The organism is Streptomyces sp. NPDC041205, from assembly GCF_055591765.1.
The window spans coordinates 1,171,792-1,196,789 of record NZ_JBVIZH010000001.1 but is presented as its reverse complement, the minus strand read 5'-3'; the positions used below and the strand labels follow the sequence as shown (position 1 = coordinate 1,196,789).

Below are 24,998 nucleotides of genomic sequence, written 5' to 3'. Positions count from 1 at the left end.
CGAGCATGACGAAGACCGTCGACCACTGGATCGGTGGCAAGACCGTCGAGGGTGCGTCCGGTACGTACGGCCCCGTCACCGACCCGGCGACCGGTGCCGTGACGACCCGCGTCGCCTTCGCGTCGGTGGACGAGGTGGACGCGGCGGTGGCCGCCGCGAAGGCCGCGTACACGACCTGGGGCCAGTCCTCGCTCGCCCAGCGCACCTCGGTCCTGTTCAAGTTCCGGGCGCTGCTCGACGCGCACCGCGACGAGATCGCCGAGCTGATCACCGCCGAGCACGGCAAGGTGCACTCCGACGCCCTCGGCGAGGTCGCCCGCGGCCTGGAGGTCGTCGACCTGGCCTGCGGCATCAACGTGCAGCTCAAGGGCGAGCTGTCCACGCAGGTCGCGAGCCGCGTGGACGTCTCCTCGATCCGCCAGCCCCTCGGCGTGGTCGCGGGCATCACGCCCTTCAACTTCCCGGCCATGGTGCCGATGTGGATGTTCCCGCTCGCCATCGCGTGCGGCAACACCTTCGTGCTCAAGCCCAGCGAGAAGGACCCCTCGGCGTCGATGCGCGTCGCGGAGCTGCTCGCCGAGGCGGGCCTGCCGGACGGCGTGTTCAACGTCGTGCACGGCGACAAGGTGGCCGTGGACCGCCTCCTGGAGCACCCGGACGTGGCCGCCGTCTCCTTCGTCGGCTCCACCCCGATCGCCCGCTACATCCACACCACCGCCTCCGCCAACGGCAAGCGCGTCCAGGCACTCGGCGGCGCCAAGAACCACATGCTCGTCCTGCCGGACGCCGACCTGGACGCGGCCGCCGACGCCGCCGTCTCGGCCGCGTACGGCTCGGCGGGCGAGCGCTGCATGGCCATCTCCGCGGTCGTGGCCGTCGGCGCGGTCGGCGACGAACTGGTCGCCAAGATCAAGGAGCGCGCCGAGAAGATCAAGATCGGCCCCGGCACCGACCCGGCCTCCGAGATGGGCCCGCTCATCACCGCCGCCCACCGCGACAAGGTGGCGTCGTACGTGACGGGCGCGGCGGCGCAGGGCAGCGAGGTCGTCCTGGACGGCACCGGCTACACCGTCGAGGGCCACCCCGAATGCGCTGACGGCCACTGGATCGGGCTCTCGCTGCTCGACCGGGTGCCGGTGACGGCGGACGCGTACAAGGACGAGATCTTCGGCCCGGTGCTGTGCGTGCTGCGCGTCGACACGTACGAGGAGGGGCTCGCCCTCATCAACGCCTCGCCGTTCGGCAACGGCACCGCGATCTTCACCCGGGACGGCGGCGCCGCGCGGCGCTTCCAGCTGGAGGTGGAGGCGGGCATGGTCGGCGTGAACGTGCCGATCCCGGTGCCGGTGGGCTACCACTCCTTCGGCGGCTGGAAGGACTCGCTCTTCGGCGACCACCACATCTACGGCAACGACGGCACGCACTTCTACACCCGCGGCAAGGTCGTCACGACCCGCTGGCCGGACCCGTCGGACGCCCCGGCGGGCGTGGACCTGGGGTTCCCGCGCAATCACTGAGCGGTACGCCATAAGGCAGTGGTAGGGCACGAAGCCGTCCGGACTCCGGACGGCTTCGTTTGTTTTTCGGGGCTCGGGCTGCGGTTCTCGTACAGACGGGATGAAACGGGTGGCAGAGGTACTGGTCGTAATTGACCTTGGTATTGAAGGTCATGCGCGGAGCTGATCAGTTGAAATTCACCTAGGGGTGTGAAGGGCTGGGATTCAATGGTGAGTTGATGACTGGCCGGGGTGCGGATTCCGTAGGCAAACGGGCATTGACGTTCCCCTTACGCCGGGGTTTCCTGACGGCTCTGCCTCCCCCCTTGGTACGAGCCGATCGGATCCGCCGTATGACCGAAACGCTGCACACGCCTTCGCCCGCGACCCTCGCGCCGGAGGCGGCCCCGGAGCCGGAACAGGCCCCGCGCAAGCTGAAGCGTTCCATCGGCGTCGTCGGCGGCACCCTGCTCACGCTGTCCTGCGTCACGCCCGCCTCCACGCTCTTCGTGGTCGTGCCCGACCTCTTCTCCTCGCTCGGCACCGCCACCGCCCTCACCATCGCCATCGGCGCGCTGCTGTGTGTGGGCGTCGCGTTCTGCTACTCGGAGCTGGGCACCCTCATCCCCAGCGCGGGCGGCGAGTACGCGATGGTGTCGACCATGGCCGGACGGCTCGCGGGCTGGCTGGTGTTCGTCCTGTCCCTGCTCGTCGTGATGATCGTGCCGCCGGTGATCGCCATGGGCACGGCCGACTACCTCGCCCCGGTCGTGCACCTGGACCCGTCCACGGCGGGCGCCGGCGTGATGCTCCTGGCCACCCTCGCGGGCCTGCTCGACCTGCGGGCGAACGCGTGGATCACCGGGATCTTCCTGGTCCTGGAGGTGGTCGCGGCCGGTGTGGTGGCCGTGCTCGGGTTCGCGCACGCCGAGCGGGGCGCGGGCAGCCTCGTCGACCTCACCGTGGCCACGGGGTCCGGCTCCGGCGACGGCACCAAGACCGTCACCGCCATGCTGATCGTCTCCGGGCTCGCCATCGCCCTCTTCGTCACCCAGGGCTTCTCCACGGCCGTGTACCTCTCCGAGGAGATGGAGGACCCCCGCAGGAACGTCACCCGCACCGTGCTGCTCACCCTCGGCATCTCGGCGGTCGTGCTCCTCGTGCCGGTCGCCGCCATCACCATGGGCGCGCCCGATCTCGCCGCGCTCACCAGCGGTGACATCGGCGGCATGGTCGCCGCCTGGTCCAGCTCCGGGGTCGGCACCTTCATCAGCCTGTGCGTCGCCCTCGCCATCATCAACGCGGGCATCGTCATGGTGATCCAGAACTCGCGGGTCCTGTTCGCCTCCGCCCGCGACAAGGCCTGGCCCGAGCCCGTGAACAACGTCCTGTCGCGGCTCGGCCGCTTCGGCTCGCCCTGGGTCGCCACGCTCCTGGTGGGCGTGCCGGGCGCCGCGCTGTGCTTCGTGAACCTGGACACCCTCTACGGGGTGACCGGGGTGTCCGTGACCGGGATGTACCTGCTGGTCGCCGTCGCGGCGCTGCTCGCCCGGCGCGGGACGCACCGGCACGCGCCGGCCTGGCGGATGCCGCTGTGGCCGGGGGTTCCGGTGGTGCTGATCGCGGTGCTCGCGTACGTGCTGAGCCGCCAGGAGGCCTCGTACCTGCTCTGGACGGGCGGGATCGTGGGCGCGGCGACGCTTTACTGGCTCTGCTACCTGCGGCCGCGCCGGGAGAGCCGGTGGCTGGTGAGTGTGCCGGAGGACATGCGGGAGTAGTCCCGGCTGGCGCGCGGGCCCGCTGCCGGTCCGGGCGCTCAGGCGGGCCTCGAGGATGGTCTCGACGCCGAAGGTGATCCTCGCGGGGCTCTGACCTCCGGGGGTGGTGCGGGGCTCCGGGGTGTGCGACTGCCGCGTGTCCGGGTCCTGGGTGTCCTGGGTGTCCTGAGCGTCCTGGGCCCGTGCGTCCCGCTCCTCCGTGAGGCGGGCCCGCGCCCCCGCCTCGATGCGGGCGCGCAGCCGAGGGAACTCCTTCGCGATGTCGTTCGCCCACTCGACGACCTCCTTGACCTCCCGCTCCTCGTCGCCGCCCCGCCTGCGGATCTGGGCCCGCAGGGTGGCGGCGGCCGCGTCCTCCAGGGCCGTGCCGGTCACGAACGTCAGGAGCGTGGTCACGGCCCCGTCCAACTCGTCGCCGGAGAAACCGGCTGTGTCGGCCGCCATGGGCCTGGGCGCGAGGACCGTCGAGGCGGCCAGCAACGCGCCCGCGCCGCTGACCTTCCTGCCCTTCCTCGGCTCCGCGGTGGTCACCCCCGAATCGATGCCGACGGGCCTGCGCTGGTTCGCCGAGTACCAGCCCTTCACGCCGATCAACGAGACGCTGCGCGGGCTGCTGCTCGGCACCGGGATCGGCACCAGCGGCGCCCAGGCCCTGGCCTGGATCGCGGGCCTGACCCTGGTCGGCTTCCTCTGGGCCCGCTCGGTCTTCGGCCGGGCGGTCAAGAGCTGAGGCGCCCGGCCGGGTGCCGTCACGCCTGGCGCAGCCGCCGCTCCACCGCGTCCCAGTCCTCCGGGTCGACCACCTCCGACGGCCCGGCGGCCAGCAGGTCCTGGTCCTTGAAGCCGCTGGACGTGGACACGCACACCACGGGGCCGTCCTCCGGGCGGCCGATCCGCCGGAGCCCGGCGAGGCCCGCGGCGGCGGAGAGCTCGGCCCACACCCCGTTGCGGGCCAACTCCGAGCGGGCGGCCGCCATCTCCGCGTCGGTGACGAGGAGCGGAGCCCCCTCGCTCTCCCGGACGGCGACGACCCCGCGATACCCGCCGACGGGACAGGCGATGGCGTACGCGGCGGTGGCCCCGAGAGGAACATGCGCCGCGGGCACCCCGCCCCGCACGGCCGCGGCGAGCGGACCCCCGGCGGCGGGCTCGCACCCGTACAGCCGAGGCACCCGCTCCGCGTGCCCGAGCCGCACCAGCTCGGCGAACCCCTTCCAGAGGCCGAACAGCATCTCTCCGTAGCCGGTGGGCACGAACACCGCGCGCGGGACGACGCCGAGGTCGGCGAAGATCTCGTAGGCGAGGGTCTTGTAGCCCTCGGGCCCGAAGCCGTGCCCGGTGTGCGCGGCGGGCGTGAGGTTGCTGACGGGGTGGTAGCCGGTCCGCTCGACGATCCGGCGCAGGAGCGGCCACCGCGCCTCGGAGGGCACCCGCAGGACGACCGCTCCGTAGCCGCGCAGGAACGCGTCGACGGCCGCGGGCACCTCGGCGGAGGTGAGGACGGCGCAGCGGAGCCCGGCCCGCGCCGCGTACGCCGCCGCGGAGGCGCCGTGGTTGCCGGAGGAGGCGACGACGACCCCCGCCGCGCCGACCCCGACGGCCGCGCCGACGGCGACCCGGTTGAGGCGGTCCTTGTGGCTCCAGGTCGGATTGCGGGACTCGTCCTTGATCCACACCCCGTCCTCCAGGGGCAGCAGCGGAGTGCCGCCCTCCGCGAGCCCGGGGCCGTGCAGGGGCGGAAGCAGCGGCGCCCACCGCTCGTGCCCGCGCGGCCGCGCCGCGGCGGTCGCGAAGAAGTCGGCGGGCACCTTGTCGTAGGCGTAATCGACCTCTACGGGGTACGCGACGGACTCCGTGCTCGTGACCGGGCAGCCTTCGGTGAGCGGCGGCCACAGCGGGAACAGCACGGAGGGGTCGCCGAGCGAGCGCTGGCCGACGGCCAGGGATTCCGTGGGGGCCGTGGGCGTCCTGGGGTTCGCGGGCTGAGGTGTCATGGGTCAACAGGGTAGGCGCCCCTGACAGTTGACCCCTGGCCCGGCGGGGCCGGGGCGCGGCGGCGGGGGCACGGGGCGGCCCGCGCCTACCGTGCCGGACGGCCCGCTCCTACCGCGTCGGCGGTATGCCACCGGCCCGCCGTACTTCCCGGGGAGGCATCGGGGTTCCGACCGGCGGGGGCATTGGTTGTCGGTGGGCCCCCGTACCGTTGACGCCATGGATCTACGACGGCCCAAGGCCGGAGCCTGGAAGGCCGCGCTGCGCGGGCCGCGGCGGCTGTTCGCCGCCGCGGCCGCCGTCGTGGTGCTCGCAGGGGCGGGTACGTGGACGGCGTTGGCGTCGGACGAGGGTCCGGACGTGCGGCGCTCGGACCGGATGCTCGACATGGGCAAGGCGGCCGACGGCCAGGAGGTGCGGATCGACACGTCGTACTTCACGGCGGGCGACCCCGGCACCAAGCGGCCCGCCGTCCTCATCGGGCACGGCTTCGGCGGCAGCAAGAGCGACGTGCGCGACCAGGCCGAGAAGCTGGCCCGCGAGGGCTACGCGGTCATGACCTGGTCCGCGCGCGGCTTCGGCAGGTCCACCGGGCGGATCGGGCTGAACGACCCCAAGGGCGAGGGCGCCGACGTCTCCCGCCTCATCGACTGGCTTGCCAAGCGCCCCGAGGTCCGCCTCGACAAGGCGGGCGACCCGCGCGTGGGCGTCACGGGCGCCTCGTACGGCGGCGCGGCCGCCCTGCTCGCCGCCGGGTACGACCAGCGGGTCGACGCCATCGCCCCGGTCGTCACGTACTGGAACCTGGCGGACGCGCTGTTCCCCCAGGGCGTGTTCAAGAAGCTGTGGGCCGGGATGTTCCTCAGCGCGGGCGGCGGCTGCGACCGGTTCGAGAAGCGGCTGTGCGAGATGTACGACCGCGTGGCGGTGGCCGGGAAGCCGGACGCGAAGGCGCGCGATCTCCTGAGCGAGCGCAGCCCCGCCGCCGTCGGCGACCGCGTCAAGGTGCCCGCGCTGATCGTGCAGGGCCAGACCGACTCGCTGTTCACGCTCGACCAGTCCGACGCCATGGCCAGGGCGATCCGCGCCAACCACGCCCCCGTCTCGGTCGACTGGATCGCGGGCGGTCACGACGGCGGCGACATGGAGACCGACCGGGTCGCGGGCCGCGTCGGGACGTGGTTCGACCGCTATCTGAAGGACGACAAGGGCGTCGACACCGGGCCCGCCTTCCGCGTCACGCGCACGGGCGGCATCGACTCCACGGACGGCGCGGCCACCCTGCGCGGCGCGAGCGGCGACCGCTATCCGGGCCTGGCGAGCGGCGTGCGCGAAGTTCCCCTCGCCGGGCGCCCGCAGACCTTCGACAACCCCGCGGGCGCCTCGCCGCCCGCCGTCTCCTCGCTGCCCGGCATCGGCTCGGCGGCCGGTGGCGGTGGCCGGGGCGGCGGCCTCGCCCAGCTCTCCTCGCTCGGCATCGGCGTCTCCCTCGACTTCCCCGGCCAGTACGCGGCCTTCGAGTCGAAGCCCGTCTCCGCGGACCTGCGGGTCACCGGCGCGCCGACCGTGCGGGCGCATGTGAAGTCCGACAGCGAGGACACGGTCCTGTTCGGGAAGGTGTACGACATCGGGCCCGGCGGCGACCAGCGGGTCCTGCCCGCCCAACTCGTCGCCCCCGTGCGGGTGCCGGGCACCGCGGACGGCGTCGACGTCGACCTGACGCTGCCCGCCGTCGACCACGAGGTGAAGAAGGGCCACCGGCTCCGCCTCGTGCTCGCCTCGACCGACCTCGGCTACGCCTCACCGGCCCGCCCGGCCGCGTACACGGTGTCGTTGAAGAGCGGCCTGAAGGTCCCGACGGCCCCCGGCGTGGAGACCGCAGCCGCCCCGCTGCCCGCCTGGGTGTGGTGGCTGCCGATCACCGGCGCCGTGCTCGCGGTGGGCCTCCTCGTCCTCGGCCGCAGGCGCACCACGGCGCCCGCGCCCGACCCGGCGCTCGCCGAAGTCCCCCTGCAGATCACGGACCTGAGCAAGCGGTACGCGAAGTCCACCGACCGGTACGCGGTCCGCGACCTGTCCTTCCGCGTCGAGAAGGGCCAGGTCCTCGGCCTCCTCGGGCCGAACGGCGCGGGTAAGACGACGACCCTGCGCATGCTCATGGGCCTCATCCGCCCCGACGCGGGCGAGATCCGCGTCTTCGGCCGCGCGATCAGGCCCGGCGCACCCGTCCTGTCCCGGGTCGGCGCGTTCGTCGAGGGCGCCGGATTCCTGCCGCACCTCTCCGGCCGGGAGAACCTGGAGCTGTACTGGAAGGCCACCGGCCGCCCCGCCGATGACGCCCACCTCGACGAGGCCCTGGAGATCGCCGGACTCGGCGACGCCCTCGCCCGCGCCGTGCGGACGTACTCCCAGGGCATGCGCCAGCGCCTCGCCATCGCCCAGGCCATGCTCGGCCTGCCGGACCTGCTCATCCTCGACGAGCCGACCAACGGCCTCGACCCGCCGCAGATCCGCGAGATGCGCGAGGTGATGATCCGGTACGCCGAGGGCGGGCGCACCGTCATCGTCTCCAGCCACCTCCTCGCCGAGGTCGAGCAGTCCTGCACGCACCTGGTCGTCATGGACCGCGGCCGCCTCGTCCAGGCGGGGCCCGTGGACGAGATCGTCGGCTCCGGGGACACGCTCCTGGTCGGCCTCGCCGCCGACATCGCGGACCCGCTGGTGGAGAAGGTGGCGTCGCTGCCGGGCGTGGCGTCGGCGACGCGCGCCGACGGCGGGCTCCTGGTGCGCCTCGAAGGACCGGGGACCGGGGACGGCTCCCCGGCGTCCCGGCTGCTCGTCGAACTCGTCCGTCTTGAGGTGCCCGTCGAGTCCGTCGGACCGCACCGCCGCCTGGAGGACGCGTTCCTGACCCTGATCGGAGGCACCGCATGACGGCGACCGAGAGCACACCGGACGCACCCGACGCGGCGGCCGCCGTGGGCGTGGCGGAAGTGACCGACGCGGCGACCGCGGACCCCGCTGACGGCCCCGCCGAGGGAGCCACCGCACCCGGATACCGCGCCGGGCGCACCCTGCCCCTGCGCGTCGAGGCGATCCGCCAGCTGAAGCGGCGGCGCACCCTGGTGATGGGCGGCATCCTCGCCCTGCTGCCGTTCGTGCTGCTCATCGCCTTCGCCGTCGCCGGATCACCGGGCGGGCGGAACGACCAGGTCACCCTCATGGACACGGCCACGGCGTCCGGCGTGAACTTCGCCGCGACCTGCCTGTTCGTGTCGGCCGGGTTCCTGCTCGTGATCCCCGTGGCGCTGTTCTGCGGGGACACCGTCGCCTCCGAGGCGGGCTGGTCAAGCCTGCGCTATCTGCTCGCGGCGCCCGTGCCGCGCGCCCGGCTCCTGTGGTCCAAGCTCGCCGTGGCACTCGGCCTGAGCGCCGCCGCGATGCTGCTGCTCCCGGTGGTCGCGCTCGCGGTCGGCGCGGCGGCGTACGGCTGGGGGCCGCTGGAGATCCCGACCGGCGGCACGCTCGAAGCGGGCACGGCCGCGCGGCGCCTCGCGATCGTCGTGGCGTACGTCTTCGTGTCCCAACTGGTCACCGCGGGCCTCGCCTTCTGGCTCTCGACGAAGACCGACGCCCCGCTGGGCGCCGTCGGCGGCGCCGTCGGCCTCACCATCGCCGGGAACGTCCTGGACGCCGTGACGGCCCTCGGCGGCTGGCGCGACTTCCTGCCCGCGCACTGGCAGTTCGCCTGGGCGGACGTGTTCCAGCCGACACCGGAGTGGGGCGGCATGATCCAGGGGTCGGCGATCTCGGTGACGTACGCCCTGGTGCTGTTCGCGCTCGCGTTCCGGGGGTTCTCGCGGAAGGACGTGGTGTCGTAGGGCCTGTCCGACGGGTCGGCCCCAGGGGCGGCCACGGTGGCGGAGCCCTGACTTCCGCTCGCCGTGGCCGACTTGAGACCCTTCCGCAACGTACGGGACCGATCGTCCTCGGCCCCCCGGCCGTCACAGGCACGAACGCCGACGAGACGAACCGGGGGGCCGACCCATGCGCCACACCCTTTCCGTACGCACGCGGGCCCGCTCACGAACCCGCGACCGCACCCGAACCCATACGGCCCGCGCCCGATCCCGCACCCGTATACGTGACCGCCGCACCGCCCTGGCCGCCGCCCTCCTCGCGGGCGGCATGCTCCTCTCGGGCTGCAGCGGCGGCGGGGACGCCAGCGGCGACAAGCGCCGGGCGGCGGGCAAGGAACGCGGGTCGAACGCCCTGCCCGCGCCCGCCCCGCCGCCCGACGGGGCGCAGGACTCACGGCAGCGCGAGAGCGGCCTGAACCGTGACATCGCCCCCGGCCCCCGCCCCGCCGACATGCGCTCCACCTTCGCCCTGGACGTGGACACCGCCTCGTACGGCTTCGCGCGCCGCACCCTGGACCAGGGCCGGCTGCCCGACCCGGCGGCGGTGCGCCCCGAGGAGTTCGTGAACAGCTTCCGGCAGGACTACCCGAAGCCCGCGGGCGACGGCTTCTCCGTGAGCGTCGACGGCGCCCGCACCGGCGCCGACGGCTGGTCCCTGATGCGCGTCGGCCTCGCCACCCGCCCGGACGACGACGAGCGCCGCCGCCCGCCCGCCGCGCTCACCTTCGTGATCGACATCTCCGGCTCCATGGCCGAGCCGGGCCGCCTCGACCTGGTCAGGAAGTCCCTCGGCGTGATGACCGACCGGCTGCGCGACGACGACTCGGTCGCCCTCGTGACCTTCAGCGACCGCGCCGAGACCGTGCTGCCCATGACCCGCGTCGGCGACAGCCGCGACGAGGTGCACGCCGCCGTCGACGAACTGCGCCCCACCGCCTCCACGAACGTGGAGGCGGGCATCACCACCGGCTACGACACCGCGTCCCGCGGCCTGCGCGAGGGCGCCACCAACCGCGTCGTGCTGCTCTCCGACGCCCTCGCCAACACCGGCGACACCAGCGCCGACGGCATCCTGCGGCGCGTCGAGGACGCCCGCCGCGCGCACGGCATCACGCTGTTCGGCGTCGGCGTCGGCAGCGACTACGGGGACGCCCTGATGGAACGGCTCGCCGACCGGGGCGACGGCCACACCACCTACGTGGCGGACGAGGACGACGCCCGCGAGGTGTTCTGCGAGCGGCTGCCCGCGAACATCGACCTGCGCGCCCGCGACGCCAAGTCCCAGGTGACCTTCGACCCGGAGACGGTCGAGCGGTTCCGGCTCATCGGGTACGACAACCGGCGCGTCGCCGACGACGCCTTCCGCGACGACCGCGTGGACGGCGGGGAGGTCGGCCCCGGGCACACGGTGACGGCCCTGTACGCCGTCCGCACCCGGCCCGGCGCGAGCGGCCCCGTGGCCACGGCGCGCGTCCGCTGGCTCGACCCCGGGAGCCGCGCCCCGCGCGAGGCGTCGGCCGACATCGGCACCGACGACCTGGACGGCACGCTGGAGAAGGCCGAGCCGCGCTTCCAAGTGGCCGCCACCGCCGCGTACTTCGCCGACGGGCTGCGCGCGTACGACCGCGTCGCCGACGCCGAACCGCAGCGGGAGGGCGGCCCGGACGACCGCGGCGGCCAGGGCGAGGACAACGGCACGGCCCCGCTGCCGGGCGCCCCGGCGCCGGACCGCCTGGAGGAGTGGGCGCGCGGCCTCGCGTACACGACCGGCGACAAGGACGTGAGCGAGCTGGCGGAGAGCATCCGCGAGGCGAACGACCTGCGGGGCCGGGTGCCCACGCGGCAGAGCGAGCCGCCCACCCCCTACCCGCCCACCCCTTACCCGCCCCGGACACCGGCCCCGGGTCACGACAGCCCCGCTCCGCGCTGACGGCTCCCCGCGCGGCCGCTCACCGCCCGCCGCCGCACAACTCCCGCTCCGCCCGCACCGGATCGTTCGGGAAGCGGAACGCCGTCCGCTCCAGGGCACCGGCGGCGTTGCGCAGGAACCGCCCCGGTGTGAGGGGGGCGCGCGTGGCGGCGCGCAGTTCGGCGAGCGGCCCGCAGGCGAGCGCGCGGCGGGCGGCGGCCACCCGGGCCGGGTCGAGCCCGGACGGCAGGTCGGCGGTGCCGCGGTCGGCGACGACCCACTCGTCGGGCAGCCACTTGTCGTGACCCACGCGCGCGTGGTCGATGCGCTGGGAGTGGGCGGCCAGGGGGTAGGCCAGGCCGATCGGGTCGAGGGCGGCGCCGTCCAGGGGGACGACGGTGCCGTTGAGGCCGAGGGTGGCGTAGAAGCCGGTCACGGAGGGGGCGGCGGCGGTCACGCGGGTACGCGAGACGAACAGGGCCGCCGCCTCGCCGCCGCGCCCGGCCGCCGCGCGCACCTCGCGCGCGTACGCGGCGTTCTCGCTGTAGCCGCCGAACGTGTGGTGGACGGGGTGGGCGGCTGCGTTCTGCCGGACGTACACACCGCGTTCGTCCGCGATGCCGCCGGGCCCGATCCGCCCCTCGTACCCGATCCGCAGCACGGCGGCGCACACCACGGCCCACACGCACACCCCCGCGGCGGCAAGCGCCCACGCGCGCGTGGCGGGCACCACGAACACCGGCAGGACCATCAGGAACAGCCCCGGCAGGAACATCCGCGCGTGCATGAAGTCGCCGCCGACCTTGATGACGTACGCCCAGCAGAGCGCGCCCGCGAGGACCGGCGCGAGGGCGGGGACGAGCGGCACGGACATCCCGAGGGGCACGGACATCCCGAGGGGCCGGGACATGTGGGTGGGCCCGGACGCCCCCGCGCTCCCGGCCGCCCCGCCGCGCCCGAACAGCCGCGCCCGACCCGACGGCAGCGCGGCCGCGACCACGAACAGGGCGGGCACCCACAGCAGATAGGGCCCGGCGAAGTCGCCGAGGTAGCCAAGGCCGCGCCCCCACAGGCTCCGCGAGGCCTCCTTGGTGACGCCGGGCAGCGGCACCAGATGCCCGTAGTACCCGATCCGGAAGATCTCGTACGCGACGGGCAGCGCCCCCGCCGCCCCCGCCCCGGCGAGCGCGGCGCGCCGGGAGGGGCGCGCGCTCAGCCACTGCGCGCCCAGGAACACGGCGGAGACCAGCGCCAGATCGGGCCGTACGAGCGGGCCGAGCCCGATGACGAAGGCGGTGGCGAGGGAGCGGGGCCGCGCGACCAGCAGCAGCCAGGCACCGCCGAGCCAGCAGGTGGCGAGCCCCGTCTCCAGGCCGGAGGTGGCGAAGTCCCAGACGGGCGGCAGGGCGAGCGGCACCAGGACACCGAGGGGGAGCAGTACCCGGCCGCCGCGCCCGCCGTCACCCGCGCCGTCCCCGTCGTACAGCCGGAGCGCCCCCCACGCGGCGAGCGCGAACCCGGCGGCGGTGAGCAGCAGTCCGCCGTACACGGCGGCGCTCGCGATGTCCGCGCCCGGCAGCCCCGCGAGCACGAGCAGCCACTGCCACAGCGTCCCCGTGGACGACTCGGCGCGCTCGCCCGCGTTGAACACGGGCCCGTGCCCGGCGAGGATCTGCCGGACCGTGCGGACGTAGATGTGCCCGTCGTCGGACATCCAGCGCCGCTGGAACCCGGCGACGAGGATCAGCAGGGCGGGCGCCAGACAGAGAGCCGCCCGCAGATACGGCCGGGCGTCGGCGAGTCGACCGCCCGGCCGCGCGGTGGCCGTTCCGGCGAGCGCGGTGAGGGCGCCCAGCGTGCCGCGGCCGCGGACTGGGGTGCGTGTAGAGGTCATGCAGCGTACTTCGGCGCAGGTCAGCCGGGTCTTGAGGTACGGGGGACAGCCCCGTGCGCACGGGGACAGGGACTACGACCGCGCGTAGGCGCGGTGGGTGCTGCGCTGGTGGGCCACGACGACCCCGTCCGGCCGTCGAGGCGCAGCGAGCGGGCGGACGCGCTGACCGGGTGCGTTGTGAGCTCCGCACGCGGTCCGGAGTTCTTCTGCGTGAACCATTGAATTTCCCTTACGCGTCGGTAAGTTGACCCAAAAGTAAGTGCCAGGATCCGCACCTCCGCACCCCCGCACCGCACCCCCGCACCCGCGCCGAGCGAACGAACGGGAGCCGTCATGGGCGTACGCAAGGACCTGAAACAGGCGCGCCGCCGCACCGATCTGGCGGATCGCGCCAAGGTCGAGACCGTCAGGGATGAGCACGGCGTCGTACGGGAGGCCCGCACCCCCGCCCTCGCGGCGGCGGCCACCCGCGGCAGCGCCGCCGACATCCCCTTCACCAACGCCGCCGAGGCCCCCGACGCCGTCGTCCTGCGCCGCAAGGAGGCGGGCCAGTGGCGCCCCGTCACGGCCGCTGCCTTCGCCCGTGAGGTCACCGCGGCCGCCAAGGGCCTGATCGCGTCCGGCCTCGAACCGGGCGGCCGGGTCGCCCTGATGTCCCGCACGCGCTACGAGTGGGCGGTCCTCGACTTCGCGATCTGGGCGGCGGGCGGCCAGACCGTGCCCGTCTACCCGACGTCGTCCGCCGACCAGATCGAGTGGATCGTGCGCGACTCCGGCGCCACGCTCCTCATCGCCGAGACCGCGGAGAACGCGGAGACGGCGCGCCGCGCGGTCGCCGCGCATCCCGTACCCCCGGCCGTGTCGGTCCTCGACGACGGCGCGGTCATCGAACTGGCCGAGCGCGGCCACGAGGTGGGCGACGAGCAGGTCACCGCACGCCGCACGGCCCTCACGCCCGACTCCGTCGCAACCGTCTGCTACACCTCCGGCACCACCGGCAGACCCAAGGGCTGCGTCCTCACGCACGGCAATCTGCACGCCGAGGCCGCGAACACCGTCGAGCTCATGCACCCGGTCTTCAAGGTGGTCACGGGCCAGACCGCGTCGACCCTGCTGTTCCTGCCGCTGGCCCACATCCTGGGCCGCTCCATCCAGATCGCCTGCATGCTCGCCCGCATCGAACTGGGTCACTTCCCGAGCGTCAGACCGGACGAGCTCCGCCCCGAACTGCGCGCCTTCAGGCCGACGTTCGTCGTCGGCGTCCCGTATCTCTTCGAGCGGATCCACGACACCGGGCGCGCGACCGCCGAACGGATGGGCCGCGGCGCCTCCTTCGAGCGCGCGGACCGCGTCGCGGTGCGCTTCGCCGAGGCGTACCTGAACAAGTTCCAGGGCCGCGGCCGCGGCCCCTCCCCGGGCCTGTACCTCGCCTGGGCGCTGTACGAACTCCTCGTCTACCGCCGCGTCCGCAAGGAGGTCGGCGGCCGCCTCCGCTACGCGATCAGCGGCGGCTCCCCGCTCGACAAACGCCTCAACCTCTTCTTCTACGCCGCCGGAATCCTCATCTACGAGGGGTACGGCCTGACGGAGACCACCGCGGCCGCGACCATCGTGCCGCCGCTCGGCCCGCGCCCGGGCACCGTCGGCACGCCCGTGCCCGGCACCGCGATCCGCATCGCGGACGACGGCGAGGTCCTCATCAAGGGCGGCATCGTCTTCAGCTCGTACTGGAACAACAAGGAAGCCACCGACGCCGTCCTCGCCGACGACTGGCTGGCGACCGGGGACCTCGGATCCCTCGACGACGACGGCTACCTCACCATCACCGGCCGGAAGAAGGACCTCATCGTCACCTCCGGCGGCAAGAACGTCTCACCCGCCGTCCTGGAGGACCGCCTGCGCGGCCGCCCCCTGGTCGGCCAGTGCCTGATCGTCGGCGACAACCGCCCCTACGTGGCTGCGCTCATCACCCTCGAACCGGAAGCCGTCGCCCACTGGCTGTCCGTGCGCAAGCGCCCCAAGGACACACCCCTGTCCGAGCTGTGCCACGACCCCCAACTGCTCGCGGACCTGCAGAAGGCGGTGGACTACACCAACGAGGCGGTGTCGCGCGCGGAGTCCATCCGCCGCTTCGTGGTCGCCGAGGGCGAGTTCACCGAGGCGAACGGCCTGCTCACACCGTCCCTGAAGATCAAGCGGTCGGCGGTGGCGGCGGCGTACGCGAAGGAGATCGAGAAGCTGTACGACTAGCTCTGCGCCTGGCTTTGTGACTGGCCCTGTGACTGGCTCCGCCCCCGGCCCTGTCAGCCCTGCGCCCGGGTCTGTGGCTGATCGCCGCGGTAGCGCGCCGCCGCCTCCGACTCCTGCGCGAGGCGGCGGAGCGCGAGGAGGGCCGGTTCGAGGAGGTAGGTGAGCAGGACGGCGCGCTCGGCCTTCTCCAGCGGGTCGTCCGGGCCCTCGATCTGGTCGAGGTCGAGGGCGGCGGTGCGTTCGGCGAGGCGGGCGTAGGGGAGCAGGGTGCGCCAGTCGTACGGGACGCCGAGGCCGCGCAGGGTGTTCAGGGTCTGGGTGACGGTCTTGCGGGCGGGGCTGAACTCGGTGATGTCCCAGCCGAGTTCGGCGATGAGGGCGTCGGTGTCGGTGTCGGTGTCGACGTCGGAGTCGGTGTCGACGTCGGCTTCGGAGGCCTGCCCGGTGTGGGAGTCCGTGCCGCCGCCCGCGCCGCCACCCGTGCCGGGCCACACCCCGAAGACGAGCCCGAGCAACTCGTACGTATCCCCCTCCACCTCGCCCAGGCTGCCCACGATTTCCTTGGTGGCGTTGACACTCAGCCCGCGCGCGCTGATCAGCGCGCGGACGAGCCGCAGCCGCCGCAGATGCGTCTCGTCGTACTCGGCCTGCGTGGCGGAGGTGGCCCGCCCGGGCGGCACGAGCCCTTCCCGCAGATAGAACTTGATCGTCGCGGTGGGCACTCCACTGCGCCGACTCAACTCGGAGATCCGCACAGCCGTCACCCTCTCCTTGGACTGACCTATGGCATTAGAGAGTGCCACTACCTAATATGGATAGCGCCACTCTCTAACTAGGGATCGAGGATACCGTGCCGATCATTCCCTGGGTGACCCCGCACGAGGCGGCCCCCGACACCACAGCGTTCGTCATGGCCTCCCGCCTGGAGACGAAGTCCCTCAAGCACGTCCCGCTCTTCTTCTGGCAGTCGTACAAGGCCTGGAAACAGGTCCGCACCGCCCCGGGCGCCCTCGGCGCGTCCCTGGAGGCCCAGCTCACCAAGGGCGTCTTCTACACCCTCTCCGCCTGGCAGGATCGCACCGCCCTGTACGCGTACGCCCGCGCGGAACCCCACAAGAGCATCATGACGGGCCTGCGCCGAGCGGCACGGGACTCGGTGTTCACGTTCTGGGAGGTGCCGGCGGGGGAACTGCCGATCGATTGGGCGGAGGCGAAGCGACGCCTGGAGGAGGAGGCGTCGACGGCACAGAGCCACCCGTGACGAGGCTGGCCCCCTCTCGCCCGCCGCCCCTCCCTGCCTCCCCTTACCTCACAGGTAATTGCCGCACTCCCCCCGCCGAACGAGTCTGGAGTAGCCCGGAACAGGGTGAGGAGACGAGCGGGAGGAACCACAAGATGACATCGGCGAACTACTCCGGACCCGTCACGACGACCGACGCGACGAAGCCGCGACACGAGGACTCCCTGGCCCGCCTGACCCTGAAACTGGACGCGGCCGTCACCGGCCCCAACGGCCTCGCCTACCTGGCCCTGGCCCAGATCCTCGACTCCGTCCTCGGACTCGAAGCGGCACTCCTCTACCCCGTGGGCGCCTTCCTCCTCCTCTACGCGGCGGCGGTCCAGTTCGCGGCGACCCGCCCCCGAATCACCCGCCCCGCCCTCGCGGCGATCATCACCGCGAACCTCCTCTGGACCCTCCTCAGCCTCACCCTCGCGGCCACGGACGCGCTGTCCACGACGACGGTGGGGACGGTGTGGATCGTCTTGCAGGGCTTGGTGGTGGGGGGATTCGCGGCGGTGCAGTACGTGGCGTTGGGGCGGCTGCGGGGGGCGGGCCCGGGGCGTAACGGCTAAGTGCAGAACCAGCCATAACGCCGACGTCCTGCTTCTGGACGAGCCGACCGCCGGGATGGGCCCCACGCGGCGCCGCGTCTTCCGTGACCTGATCCAGACCCTCGCCACCGCGGACGTGCGCGTGCTCATGTCCACAAGTGAGGGGAGGACTAGGGAGCGAGGGGCAGGCGTGGGAGCGGAGGAGGAATCCGCCGCCCACGTGCGGTGTGGCGCCCCCGGCAGGACTCGAACCTGCGGCCAAGTGCTTAGAAGGCACCTGCTCCTCTGCGGTGAACTTTGAGCAGTCTACCTGCACCTTTGGGCCTGAACAACCGGCCCTATAGCAGGTAAGCACCTTCTCTAACCACGCCCGGAATCCCGCCCTGAGTAGCCCTGTATGCCTTTCTAGCGGCTTCTTTTATCTTCCTGGTCTCTCAGTAGCCCTACTTCTTTTCAATGCGCTTGTAGCACTTCAAGTGGTAGAAGCCCTGGTCTTCAACATAGACTTCCTTCTCATCCTTACTGATTCCCTTACGGCATCTTGCGCATCTAACGGTTCCTCCCATATCACCTCCTTAAAAGAAGAAACCCGCCATTTTCAGGCGGGTTCTGTCTCAGACTCTTGAGAGCCTATCTCTAAATCTCTCACTCTTTGGCCACTCATGCTCAGGGTCATTGATTGGCGCATCTGTGAAGTCATCTCTTGTTAGCTCTCTACCTAGCCTCTTCTCAAGGCATCCTAGGCAAAGCATCCCTTCACCCGATTCGTTCACCTTTCGCCAAATCTCATGCTTGACCATGTAATACTCTGCAATTCCGCCACCGCTGGTGTCTTCCTTACAATCAAGGCAATGGAAGACTTTGTAGTCCTCATAGTTACCGTAATAGTGAGCAAGCTCTACAAGAGCCCTTACGAAATCCTCTCTTTCGGCTACGTCCTCTTCCAAGATATAGAAGAGGTCATCTGCCATCATGTCTGCCAATGAACTTAGTCTCATGTTTTTCTCAGGATTAAATCCTTCCCAATTCCCTTCCTAGTCTTCTTGCTTCTTCTGTTGCTGCTTCTCTTGCTCTCTTAGGGCTCTCTTCCCAACCCCCGGCAAAGAATGTCTCTGCCGTTCCTTCTCTGTGATGCACTTGCCAAAACCACTCGCCAGGAAATAGCTGTCTGGTTCTGATGACTGCATAGATGTCATCGTTCATATACAGACGCCACACTCTCAGCAAGCACTCTCAGAACGTTCTCAAGCCCTCTAACTACTAGGTCTGCGTCCATCATTCGTTCAATCAAAAGGTGCTCTACGGTCTCCTCTAGCTCTCCTTCAATCACGTCTAGCTGCTCTCGGCTCATCATGCGTAATCCTTCTCCCTATTGTTGTAAGTTTCCTTAGCGGAACCTAGGGCTACTCGATTACTGACAACCTTTCTGCTACCGGTTCCCTCATACTCATACGTCGCCTTCTTCTTCCTGTAATTCAAGGTGCTAGTGACCTTACGAACTACTCGGCTGTATCTCTGACGCTCTGCTGTGTCCTTAGCCTCTGAGTCAAAGAAGTAGGTCTGTAGTACCTCTACGTCTGCCTCTGGTAGTCCATCCAAGACCCGCGCAATATCTCCAAAGATGGCTAGGTCATCGTCTCCATGAATGCTCTTGGCATCCTCAGGAACGAACATCCCTTCCTTCTTACCCCCAAAGAACTGCTCAAGCATGACCTTGACATCTGCTGTCTGATACTCGTAAAGGTCGCTCTCTCGCTTTTCCTTGCGCTTCTCTGCCATGCACGCACGCCATGCAGCGTTCTTAAGAATTACCTTTGTGTAGCCTGCTGGCTTCTCCATGTTGATGAATGCCTTAGCTAGACGCTCCTCCTTAGTGATTAGCTCAATGGCAATCTCCTGGTAAACATCCTCCCAGTGACCAAGCCACTCATCACGCTTAGGCCAATATGTCTTGGCAAACTGCTTAGCGACTCTTTCCGCGTACTCAAGCCACTCGTTCAATACAAATTCCATGTCTGTTGTTTCTCCTAAGTTAATGTCAGGGCATCACGTCCTTTCTAGACTGCTTGCCCTTATGCTTCTATCTTAAGCCCAGACGAATTATGAAGCAAAATCCCGCCGGGCATTTTTAGGGAATGAGAAACCCCGCACTTGGCGGGGTTAGTCTCACTTAGCGTATGCCTTGATAAGCATTCCGGTTGCCTGGTAGCTAAAGGCTCCAAGCAGTCCTAGCAAGTAGAAGAAGAGGAAGATGCTCATGCTGCCTTCCTGACTACTACTAGGTTCCCTGTGTCGTAGTTACGGTGGCAAGCGCGGGACATTGGAACGTAGTCATCAACGTTGTCTGACCATGTGTAGCGCTTTGACTTCTTGAGGTCTGATGCATCGTTCATCAGAGCCCAGTCATAAGCCTGCTTGCCACAACCACAAGCGCAAAGGTAGCCAGAGGCAGAACCATGAGCCCTTCTGACTGCCTGGTGGGCTCTCGCGTATGCGCGGTGTCCCTCTAGGTCTTCTGCGATTCTCTCGGCTGCATAAGCAGCCTGGTACTCAGAACGTCGTTCCTTGTTGGCCTCATACCACTCTGACCAGTAACCAGGGTTAGCGTCACGCCACTTCTGATTGATGTCCTTACGGCATACTCGGCACTCGCTCTGTAGTCCACCGGTCTTGTGTGCATTGCTTCCGAATGCCTCTAGTGGAAGAACCTTCTTGCATGGTCCTGAGCACTTCTTAGTCTTGATGTTGTCTGTCATTTTAAAACTCCTCGTTAATTTGTTTTCCGATGGCATCACCCTTTCTTATCGATTGGCTACCATCTACTATTAGTATACAACATATTCTTTTCTAAAGCGGCCTCAAAAGGCTGTTTTAGAGGTTATTCTTTGTAACAATATCTGGCTTTATCTGTTACATAAAGCCTTATCGAGAACCCGCCCATTCCTTGTCCAGTAGAAACGGGCGGGTTGGTCTTTACTTGCTGCCGTTGACTGACTCTTCAACCGAAGACCAGTCAATATCCATTTCCTTAAGCATGTAGTAGAAGCGAGTCTCAATACATGGCTTGCAAACCTTTGGCTTCTTAGAGCCCCAAGGGAAGTAGTGTCTACTCTTGGGCCAATCAGAACTACAATCAATGCACTTTACAGTGCCCATTGTCACCACTCCTCATCAAATGATTCAGTAACGGTCTTAGTCTTAGCGGCTGGAACAAGAACCTTCTCAACCTTGAATGCTGCGGCTGCTGCACGCTTCACAACGTCTGTCGTTGTTGGAAGCCACTCACTGTCATTGAACAACTTACGAGCCTCTACAGGGTCATCAGACTTCTCAAGAATTTCAGTAGCCTTCTGCTGGTCTGCATCCTCAAGGGTGTCCTTGAGAGACTTGGTTGGTAGCTCTAGTGGCTCATCCCCAAAGTCATCATGGTCAAGGATTCGCTGAGCCTCTTCATCAGTCATTTCCTCAACAGGCTCTACAACGTCCTGTGCGGCTGTCTGAGGCTCTGCAACAGGCTCAGGGTCTTCCTGTACCTCTACAACGGCTACAGGCTCCTCAGCAGGCTCCTGCTCAGTCTGTGGCTCCTCTGTCTCAAGCCAGACGATTTCCTCGCTGGTGGTCTCCTTAACAGGAACAAGAGAGGCTAGAGCCTTCTCGTCAATGCGGTAGACAGTCGTTGTGTCCTTACGTAGCCCTTCCTTGACTAGCCCCTTCTTGATGAGGCTGTTCCTGGTTCGGTAGTACGTATCCTTACTCATTCCCATGTCACCGGCGGCTGTCTGCCACTCTGAGTACATGATTCCTCTTGAAGCAACTACGAACAAGAAAGTCTTCTCGTTAGCGTTGATTCCTCTTGCGTCTCTGATGTTCCAAATGGCCTGAACGCTCATGTTCTGGCTCTCTACTGTGTTTGTCATTCTGGGTACGACCTTTCTAATCGTTAGTGTTTGTATTCTTCTCGGTAAGCACGAGAAAGCCCCCTTCCCGGAGAGGTCCAGTTCTCGGGAAGGGGGCCGTTGAATACAAACTATTAGAAATAGTCGTAAAGCTTGGGTGTGTTCCTCCTTCGGTACTGGACTTACCTACGGGGTGTTTCTTGCTTACGTTATTAAGTGTACACCCTTAAAACCTTCTTGTCAAGTCAAGGAGGTTCATTCTGAGGTTTATCAGAAACCCGCCCGGTGGCGGGCGGCGGGTCTTTCTAAAAACACACAAAGACAGGGCGGGGCCTATCTACATAAAGGCAAAGGAAGAGCTACAACTAGAATCAAGGAAAGGTCTAGATAACTACATACAAGGAAAGACTAGCTAACTCCTTCATCCTCCTTTGCCTAAGAGGTATCTCTAGAGTACGGCGGCCGTAGGCCGCTATATGTTTCCTTTAAAGGTTCCCTTCTTGGTTACCTTCATGGTTACCTTATGTTCCGGCTGGTGCGAATAACTGTTCTCAATCTGCGAATGACCATTCTCAACCTGAGAAGACCCATTCTCAATATGAGAATGATGCAGGTGAGAGGGGTTGTGAGCCCCTTCCTTGCCTTGAGATAGAGCTGTTGACTGTACCCAAATAAGGTACAAGGACAGCACAAAGCCCCGGCAGAGGGGTAACCGGGGCTTCATACTAACTATCTAGAGAATCTTCTTCGTTCTCTCGTGTCTGTCTCTATCTCTCTTGTTCTTCTCTAGTGTAATGATAGTAAGCCTGTGCCTTGCCTCTTGTCAAGAAAGACCTTGAAAGGCTCTGTACGTTTATCTAAGCCTTTGGATTAAAGCAGTCGCCCACAGAGACCAGGACTATTTAATTGTTCCGTAGAAAGGCGTCCAGGGGCCTTCCTGAGCCTGCCAGCAGATAAGGTGTCCGGCATGACGTATGACGTGCGCGTGACCAGCGATGTAGTGGACGACGTGAGCGCGACAGCCGCCAACTGGACAGAGGTTCGGCAGGCTGTCGGCAACGCTGTTGAGCAGGCTCTAGGCACCCTGCCTCCTGGTAAGGGTCACCTTGCCTACGCTGAGGACGTGATGCCCTTGAACATGGCTCTGACCAGCGGAGAGGTCTCGAACACCGTTGAGGAACAAGGGTGGTTCAGGGTGGCGTTTCAGTCGGTGCCCCTGACAGTCACCATCAGCAAGCGGTAGCCTCCCATGCCATGAACCTTGAAGCGGTTCCCCTTCTAGAAGGGCCGATTGACACCGAGCAATGGTGCTCAATGGGCTTCAAGACGACTGACCAGAAAGCCCCTGCCTCTCTACGTGGAGCGGTTCAGGGGCTTCTCTGGCATTGGGAGGTAACTGACAGGGCATTCAGTGAAGACGTGTCTCTCATCGTCTCAGAGCTTGTCTCTAACGTCGTAGAGCACACACAAGAGGACTACCACTCAGGCTCTCTTACGGTTTGGCTGAATGAGGGAATGCTTCTCCTCTCTTGCCATGACCGTTCAAAGAAGCCTGCTGAGCCCAACTCTGACCTTCTGACAGAAGGCGGTAGGGGACTCATCATCGTCAATGCTCTCTGTGCAGAGCGAAACGGCTATGTCGAAACCTGCCCGGATTGGGATGGACAGGGCAAGGTAATCAAGGCATGGCTTCAGGTCCCTATGGGTCAAGGTAGAAGGGAGGCTCTTCCTCGTAGGCTCATCACCACTAACCGGCCGGTACTAGTCGGCTAAGGAGCGGCATGGACAGATACAAGGTGACTCGCAGTGCCGACCAAAGGTCATGGGTCATCCTTGATAGGGAGTGGTACGACTTCTGTACTCTCCCCAATCCAGAAGAGCCGGACAAGCCCATAGAGCTTCAGTGGGTACTCAGGGAAGGTGCTGAGCATTGGCTTAAGCGGTGCTACAGCATTTGGGGCCGGTGGGAACAGGTGGCTAAGCACGAGAAGCTTCCGTTCATGGTCACCCCTCAAAGGTGGAAGCCTCTTCCTCCTACGCGAAACCCATTCGAAGAAGACTGGTATGACAGATAAGGTCTAAGCCCCTGCTATCTGGCCAGAAGCAGTGGACAACTAAAGACCTAGAAGCCCTACCCTCAAACCAGGGGGTAGGGCTTCTGTCATGTCTAGTGGACATCCACTTGACTTGCTTCATAATTCAATCCAAGAGATAATGGACTAGTCATCAAGAAAGGTGACAGTCCACCTATAGAAGAAGGAGGACATAACTAACACTTAGGAGAGCAATAAAATGAATAAGACAAAGATTGTCCAGTGGATTGGATTTGGGGTGGTGCTTCTAGTAGCCCTTTCAATCTCTTGGTACAGCATGGCAACAATGGCAATGGACTTCTTCCACTTGCCAGAATGGATTGCTTACGCAGTAAGCGCAGCATTTGATGGGGCGGCTATCTACACAGGAGTTCTAGCCTCTGAATACAGTAAGACAGAAGACTCAGGTCTTATGCCTAGGGTTGTGACTCTAGGGCTTGTAGGCGTATCAGCTTGGTTGAACTTCCAGCACGCTTCTCTAATGGGACTAGGGCTTGCCGGACAGGTGTTCTTCGCAGCACCACCGTTTGTAGCGTATCTGCTGTTTGAGCAGTTCTTGAAGTTCGAGAACCGTAAGGAGCTTAGGAAGCGTGGACGCGTAGCACAGGCTCTACCGGTCTACGGTCGTGCAGCATGGCTCAGATACCCACTGGACACATTCAAGGGCATGTCCAGTGTCATCAAGCATCGTCTAGAGGGTGTCACCAGGACAGAAACGGCCGGTGGACAGATGGACAGTGGACAGGTGGACGTTAAGCCTATGGACACGTCCACAAAGCCTGTGTCCATGAAGAAGATGGACAAGCCTAAGAGGACACCTAAGAAGGTTGACACTCCTACGGCTAAGGAACTGGACAATGAGTTTCCAGAACTGACAGCAGACATGTCCATTGCTCGTTTGGCTCAGGCTCTATACAAGCAAGGCATTGAGAGTAGGCCAGAGATTCAGCGTAGGGTCTCAGCCATCAAGGGACAGGATGTTTCCTTGAACACCATTTGCAAGAGCGTCAAGCGTCTAGGCGAGTAAGACCAGGAAGAGCCGCCCAAAAAAATTGGGCGGTTTTTTCATGTAAAAATTCGGCCGGTGGTGAGGGTAGAGAGCCCAAAAACCCATAGGAAAAAGAAGCCAAAAAAGTTCGTGAGTCCTCATGTCACACTCTTGAGCTGATGAGCCTTATTACTAGTAGAAGGTGGTTGAGAGACTGCCTTTCCTCCATTAAATGGTTAGGGCCGGACGGGTGTTCTTCTATTGCTCTCGCACCAATGGGCGTCCATATGCGTTCAAGTCGCATCGGCTCACTACGGTCTGTCAACCGTTAGTCATTCTCATTTGAATGATGTTTCTCCTCGGAATCGCTTAGGGCTAGAGATAGTCCTAAGCATAGACTCATAGCTCAGAGGCAGAGCACTGCTCTTACAAAGCAGGGGCCGGGATTTCGAAATTCCCTGAGTCTACTGAATGTCCATCAGCACATTCTCATGTAAGTCACTTCTCTTTCCATAACCCCTCAGGCTCACCAACAGCCTGAGGGGCTTCTTGCACCTGTGGGCAAATTAGGCAAAGCCGTTGCGTTTAGGCCGCAAAGTCTGAGAGTTCGAGTCTCTCCAGGTGTACTCAATAAAAACCGGCGGGTTGGAAAGGAAACGCACCATGAACACAACCAAACTAGAAAACCTCCAAGAAGAACTAGCTAGGCACGAGCATGAGGCTCACACAATCACTGTTGCCCTTTTGGCCATTGACACTCTTGGTTGCATGAGCGATGACCTTCTAGACACGCTTGCAGCAGAAGTCACTATGGAGCAGGTAGCTAGAGCTTCAAGTGAGCGAGACTGCTAATGGATGAGCTAGAGCGCATCCTTTGGGATTACTGGCGTAGGTCAGGCATTACAGCCAATGGGCTAGCCAACAGGCTAAAGACCATCGCTAAGGATAT

At 66.2% G+C, this 24,998-nt stretch carries 18 protein-coding genes and 3 tRNA genes; 14 read left to right on the top strand and 7 right to left on the bottom strand.

Annotated elements, in window-relative coordinates; genetic code table 11:
* The first annotated feature begins 5 nt into the window (after window positions 1-5).
* The 3 genes from mmsA to ACZ6BG_RS05215 all read left to right on the top strand — a co-directional run bounded on the left by mmsA (window position 6) and on the right by ACZ6BG_RS05215 (window position 4,004).
* Window positions 6-1,517, top strand: coding sequence for a CoA-acylating methylmalonate-semialdehyde dehydrogenase (gene mmsA / locus ACZ6BG_RS05225; RefSeq protein WP_468997940.1), 1,512 nt, complete (start codon window positions 6-8; stop codon window positions 1,515-1,517).
* Window positions 1,518-1,849: 332 nt separating this feature from the next.
* A complete protein-coding gene (locus tag ACZ6BG_RS05220; RefSeq protein WP_468997037.1) occupies window positions 1,850-3,274 on the top strand; it encodes an APC family permease in 1,425 nt (474 codons plus the stop codon).
* Window positions 3,275-3,533: 259 nt separating this feature from the next.
* A complete protein-coding gene (locus ACZ6BG_RS05215; protein ID WP_468997035.1) occupies window positions 3,534-4,004 on the top strand; it encodes an ABC transporter permease in 471 nt (156 codons plus the stop codon).
* 19 nt (window positions 4,005-4,023) lie between these two features.
* Here the strand turns inward: ACZ6BG_RS05215 and ACZ6BG_RS05210 are convergent, their stop codons facing one another.
* On the bottom strand, window positions 4,024-5,268 hold the full coding sequence (locus ACZ6BG_RS05210; RefSeq protein WP_468997033.1) for a threonine synthase: 1,245 nt from the start codon (window positions 5,266-5,268) through the stop codon (window positions 4,024-4,026).
* A 217-nt stretch (window positions 5,269-5,485) separates the two neighbouring features.
* On the opposite strand from ACZ6BG_RS05210, the gene ACZ6BG_RS05205 reads away from it, so the two are divergent.
* The 3 genes from ACZ6BG_RS05205 to ACZ6BG_RS05195 all read left to right on the top strand — a co-directional run bounded on the left by ACZ6BG_RS05205 (window position 5,486) and on the right by ACZ6BG_RS05195 (window position 11,116).
* On the top strand, window positions 5,486-8,200 hold the full coding sequence (locus ACZ6BG_RS05205) for an alpha/beta fold hydrolase (protein WP_468997031.1): 2,715 nt from the start codon (window positions 5,486-5,488) through the stop codon (window positions 8,198-8,200).
* The gene (locus tag ACZ6BG_RS05200) at window positions 8,197-9,147 is read left to right on the top strand and encodes an ABC transporter permease (RefSeq protein ID WP_468997029.1); all 951 of its coding nucleotides are present in this window, start codon (window positions 8,197-8,199) and stop codon (window positions 9,145-9,147) included. Before ACZ6BG_RS05205 ends, ACZ6BG_RS05200 begins: the two co-directional genes overlap by 4 nt.
* Window positions 9,148-9,454: 307 nt before the next feature.
* A complete protein-coding gene (locus tag ACZ6BG_RS05195; protein WP_468997937.1) occupies window positions 9,455-11,116 on the top strand; it encodes a vWA domain-containing protein in 1,662 nt (553 codons plus the stop codon).
* 19 nt (window positions 11,117-11,135) lie between these two features.
* Here the strand turns inward: ACZ6BG_RS05195 and ACZ6BG_RS05190 are convergent, their stop codons facing one another.
* Window positions 11,136-12,989, bottom strand: coding sequence for an arabinofuranosyltransferase AftB family protein (locus ACZ6BG_RS05190; protein WP_468997027.1), 1,854 nt, complete (start codon window positions 12,987-12,989; stop codon window positions 11,136-11,138).
* 333 nt (window positions 12,990-13,322) lie between these two features.
* Between ACZ6BG_RS05190 and ACZ6BG_RS05185 the strand changes: the two genes are divergently transcribed.
* A complete protein-coding gene (locus ACZ6BG_RS05185) occupies window positions 13,323-15,239 on the top strand; it encodes an AMP-dependent synthetase/ligase (RefSeq protein WP_468997025.1) in 1,917 nt (638 codons plus the stop codon).
* Between the two features lie 53 nt (window positions 15,240-15,292).
* On the opposite strand, the gene ACZ6BG_RS05180 is transcribed toward ACZ6BG_RS05185, so the two are convergent.
* Window positions 15,293-15,994, bottom strand: coding sequence for a MerR family transcriptional regulator (locus ACZ6BG_RS05180; protein WP_468997934.1), 702 nt, complete (start codon window positions 15,992-15,994; stop codon window positions 15,293-15,295).
* A gap of 95 nt (window positions 15,995-16,089) precedes the next feature.
* On the opposite strand from ACZ6BG_RS05180, the gene ACZ6BG_RS05175 reads away from it, so the two are divergent.
* The gene (locus ACZ6BG_RS05175) at window positions 16,090-16,500 is read left to right on the top strand and encodes a DUF3291 domain-containing protein (RefSeq protein ID WP_468997023.1); all 411 of its coding nucleotides are present in this window, start codon (window positions 16,090-16,092) and stop codon (window positions 16,498-16,500) included.
* Window positions 16,501-16,634: 134 nt separating this feature from the next.
* Entirely contained in the window at window positions 16,635-17,093 is a 459-nt protein-coding gene (locus ACZ6BG_RS05170; RefSeq protein WP_468997021.1) for a hypothetical protein, read from the top strand.
* Window positions 17,094-17,300: 207 nt separating this feature from the next.
* Here the strand turns inward: ACZ6BG_RS05170 and ACZ6BG_RS05165 are convergent.
* The 4 genes from ACZ6BG_RS05165 to ACZ6BG_RS05150 form a co-directional block, all read right to left on the bottom strand.
* Window positions 17,301-17,376, bottom strand: a tRNA-Arg gene (locus ACZ6BG_RS05165).
* Window positions 17,377-17,686: 310 nt separating this feature from the next.
* On the bottom strand, window positions 17,687-18,055 hold the full coding sequence (locus tag ACZ6BG_RS05160; protein WP_468997019.1) for a hypothetical protein: 369 nt from the start codon (window positions 18,053-18,055) through the stop codon (window positions 17,687-17,689).
* A gap of 367 nt (window positions 18,056-18,422) precedes the next feature.
* Window positions 18,423-19,085 carry a hypothetical protein gene (locus ACZ6BG_RS05155; protein WP_468997017.1) on the bottom strand — a complete coding sequence of 221 codons (663 nt, stop codon included), beginning with the start codon at window positions 19,083-19,085 and terminating at the stop codon, window positions 18,423-18,425.
* A gap of 1,145 nt (window positions 19,086-20,230) precedes the next feature.
* On the bottom strand, window positions 20,231-20,989 hold the full coding sequence (locus ACZ6BG_RS05150; protein ID WP_468997015.1) for a hypothetical protein: 759 nt from the start codon (window positions 20,987-20,989) through the stop codon (window positions 20,231-20,233).
* A gap of 946 nt (window positions 20,990-21,935) precedes the next feature.
* Between ACZ6BG_RS05150 and ACZ6BG_RS05145 the strand changes: the two genes are divergently transcribed.
* From ACZ6BG_RS05145 to ACZ6BG_RS05125, 5 genes are all read left to right on the top strand, one after another.
* Window positions 21,936-22,211 carry a hypothetical protein gene (locus tag ACZ6BG_RS05145; RefSeq protein WP_468997013.1) on the top strand — a complete coding sequence of 92 codons (276 nt, stop codon included), beginning with the start codon at window positions 21,936-21,938 and terminating at the stop codon, window positions 22,209-22,211.
* 11 nt (window positions 22,212-22,222) lie between these two features.
* Window positions 22,223-22,741 carry an ATP-binding protein gene (locus ACZ6BG_RS05140; RefSeq protein WP_468997010.1) on the top strand — a complete coding sequence of 173 codons (519 nt, stop codon included), beginning with the start codon at window positions 22,223-22,225 and terminating at the stop codon, window positions 22,739-22,741.
* 519 nt (window positions 22,742-23,260) lie between these two features.
* Entirely contained in the window at window positions 23,261-24,088 is an 828-nt protein-coding gene (locus ACZ6BG_RS05135; protein ID WP_468997008.1) for a DUF2637 domain-containing protein, read from the top strand.
* A gap of 356 nt (window positions 24,089-24,444) precedes the next feature.
* Window positions 24,445-24,516, top strand: a tRNA-Val gene (locus tag ACZ6BG_RS05130).
* An 84-nt stretch (window positions 24,517-24,600) separates the two neighbouring features.
* Window positions 24,601-24,675: transfer RNA gene (locus ACZ6BG_RS05125), tRNA-Leu, on the top strand.
* The last annotated feature ends 323 nt before the right edge of the window (window positions 24,676-24,998 follow it).